Annotated in this window: 2 protein-coding genes; both read left to right on the forward strand. The window is 72.4% G+C overall.

Annotated elements, in window-relative coordinates:
* The coding region (locus tag MXD58_RS23345; protein WP_250609923.1) for a lipopolysaccharide assembly protein LapA domain-containing protein at positions 1-361 on the forward strand (361 nt) is incomplete at its 5' end.
* 1,822 nt (positions 362-2,183) lie between these two features.
* Positions 2,184-3,368: serine/threonine-protein kinase (locus tag MXD58_RS23350; protein WP_250609924.1), on the forward strand; the 1,185-nt coding region annotated here is incomplete at its 3' end.

The raw sequence follows: 3,368 nt of genomic DNA on the forward strand, positions 1-3,368 counted from the left end.
GCCCGTCCCACCACCGCAGCCCGTCGGCGTCGACGGCGCACCGGGACAGCCAGCTCCGTCGGCTCCCGGCGGCCCGGCGGGACCAGTCGGCGGCCCGGCGCCGCGGCGGGGCATCGCCTACACGACGTACGTGATCACCGTGCTCATCGCCGTCCTCGCGATTCTGGTCGTCGTCTTCGTCGTGAAGAACGATGAGCGGGTGAGTATCTGGCTGTTCGGGACGACCCAGCGGATGTCGGTCGCCGGCGCGTTGGCCGCCTCGACCGCGGCTGGACTGGTCGTTGGCCTGCTCCTCGGGGCGATCCCGCAGATCAAGCTGCGCCGCGAGCTGCGGCACCTGCGCCGCGCCACCCGCGGCTAGGGAGCCTCCGGTGGCTCTTCGAGCCGGACGCCGCCCGCGATTCCTCGTCCGGCGCAGTGTCCGTTCTGTCTGTGCGGAGAGACCGCAGCGATCATCATGGTGGTGGTCTCGGCGGGTCGCGGGCACGCATCGGTCTCCTGGTCCGCCCGGGCGTCACCCGCGGTCACGCGCGTCCGCCGGCTGTGCGTGGCTGAACTGCTACCTGACTGTTCGACAGAGATAATTCGCACCCGGGCCCTGTTCAACGCGTCCCGAAGCCTCGCTCCCACCCAACGCACAGACATTCCGGATAGACGGGTGGTCACTCACGGTGTCGTAGGACGCCGGCGCTCGTCGGAATGGGGTCGCGGCGCGGCGGACGTTGAGATCGGCATCGGCGTCGAGTGGATCTTCCACCGATCAGTCGAAGATCCGCGAGAAGGAGCGTGCTGGGCGTGGCCGGCCGATCATGGTGAGGGCCTCCGGACACCGCCCCCTTCCCGGTGACCGGTCGGCAGCGCAGTCGGCCCCTGCGCCGGGGCAGTTCGGACTCTGAGCCCCTCGGAGCGACCAGCGCGTAGCGCGCTCGGTGCCGCTGAGGGGCGGTGGCGGGCGCCGCTGCGACCAGCGCCCCAGGGCAGCACCCCGGCGCGGCCCACCGCGAGTCGTGCCGCATGCGCACGGGGCGCGCGGGTGGTGGGCGTTTCTCGTGGTGCTGGATTGCCGTCGGCCGGTGTTGGGTGAGTGGGCTTCGTGGCCGCCGTCACGGGATTCGTTCGGACGGGCGGGGGCGGTAGTTCTGCGGGGGCGCGCGAGTGGTCGCCGTATTGTCTGTGGGTGCTGTGACCGGGCCGGGCCGGAAGCCGTGGCCGGGCAATGTTTGCCCTGGCGACCGGCCGGTTTCGATCACCGTATCCGGCGTGCCCACCGTGCCGTGGCAGGAATCACGGGTTGGGTTTCCGTCGCTGTTTTGTTGTTGCGTTGACCTTGAATGGCAACTATGGATCTGGGAGGTTTCGTGGCAGAAACTCGCGCCATTCGCCGACCGGGTCGAACCGCGGGTCGGACTTTGGTCCGGTCGGGCGCCTCGCGCGTCACCGCGGATCCGGGCGGCGGAACGAACGTGGCAGGCCGCAGGGCTGCCGAGGCTGGAACAAGGCCATCGCCGGAGGTGCCCGGCACCCTCGAAGAACCAGGAGATCTCGTCGACCGGTTCATTCTCGTGAAGGTCCGACAGGACCTCCTCGCGAGCTGAGGACAGCGGCCGCGGTGGCGCCCACGGGTGCCGCCGTGGCTGGTACGTCTCGCTATCGAGGTGTTTCCGCAGAACGACCCGCAGATCCCTTCGTCGGATAGCCGGTTGGGGTAACCGATAGGTGTGTCTTCTGGGTGCCGAATGGCCGGGTAGCTGCGGTTCCATCGGTACAGTCCAATTTGTGACGCCGCAGCGAACAGATCCGTCCCAGCGGGCAATCCGGGCTCTTGGACGGGCCCGCGTGCCGATCTCCGGGACGGCCCGGCCGGCGCGCGTTCCGCGGGGCCGTACCCGGATTGACCGGGTGATGGCCGACACCGGCCGGAGGCCCCCGGCGCGGATCCGCGCGACCCGGCCGGCGGGACCAATGGACCGCCCGGCGCAGCGCGGAGGACACGGTCGGTCATCCCGGGCGCTCGGCGCCTCACACATCTGCGCCACAGATTGGGCGGGCACTGTGGGACGGGTCCACGACTGGACCCGCGCCACAGGCTGACGACCAGGCCAGGCCGACACCCGAGGATCGGGTCGGCCGGGCCGGGCGCCGAGACGGCGTCGGATGAACAGGAACGACGGAGGGAGGGCGAGGTGCCGCCCAGGCCGCTGCGCTCCGGTGACCCCGAGCGGATCGCCCGGTTCGCGCTGGCGGCGCGCCTCGGCTCCGGGGGCATGGGCGTCGTGTACCTCGGCACCGACGACCTGACCGGGCAGTCGGTCGCGATCAAGGTGATCCGCTCGGACTTCTCCGCCGACCCGGAGTTCCGCTCCCGCTTCCGCCGTGAGATCGACGCGGCGCGCGCGGTCGGCGGTGCCTGCACCGCCCGGCTCGTCGACGCCAACCCGGACGCCGAGGACCCGTGGATGGCCACGGAGCTCATCCCCGGCCAGAGCCTCGCCGAGTCGATCGCGACCCGCGGGGCGATGGAGATGCCGACCGTTGTCGCGCTGGCCGCGGGCCTGGCCGAGGCGCTGAGCGCCATCCACGGGGCCGGCATCATCCATCGTGACCTCAAGCCCGGCAACGTCATCCTGAGCACCGACGGCCCGAAGGTGATCGACTTCGGGATCGCCGCCGCTGTCGACGCGACCGCCGCCACCCGCACGGGAGTGCTGCTCGGCAGCCCCGGCTACATGGCGCCCGAGCAGGTCACCGGGCACGGCGAGGTCGGCCCGGCCGCGGACGTGTTCGCCTGGGGCCTGACCGTGCTGTACGCGGCCACGGGCAAGCCGCCGTTCGGTACCGGCCGGGCCGACGCGCTGCTCTACCGGGTCGTGCACAGCGAGGCGGACACCGCCGACGTGCCCGCCCGGTTGCTGCCCGCGGTGACCGCCGCGCTGGTGAAGGACGTCGCCGGCCGCCCCAGCGCCAGCGACCTGCTGCATGAGCTGATCGGACCGACCGACGACCCGGCCGCCGCCACCCGCAGGCTGCTGCGGGAGTGCTGGACGCCCCCGCCGATCGACCCGCTGGCGTTCGTGCCGGTCTCCACCTTCACCCCGACGCCGAGGTCAGGGGGCTCCGGGGGATCGTCGGGTGACAAGCCGCGCGACGGCGACTTCCACGACAGCCAGACGCTGGTCGGCCTGCCCTCACCCCGGCCGTCGGTCAGCCTGGTCACCCCGCTGCAGCGCCAGCCGGAGCCGGATCACGCCGTGACCCGGGTCTCCCGACGCCGGCGCGCCTGGGGGCCGGGCACGTTCGAGGCACCCGCCGGGAAGGTCGCGCGGGACGCCATCGCCGCGGCCGCCGAGCGGGCCGACGCCGGACCGTCC

Source organism: Frankia sp. AgKG'84/4 (assembly GCF_023242965.2).
Taxonomy (GTDB): Bacteria; Actinomycetota; Actinomycetes; order Frankiales; family Frankiaceae; genus Frankia.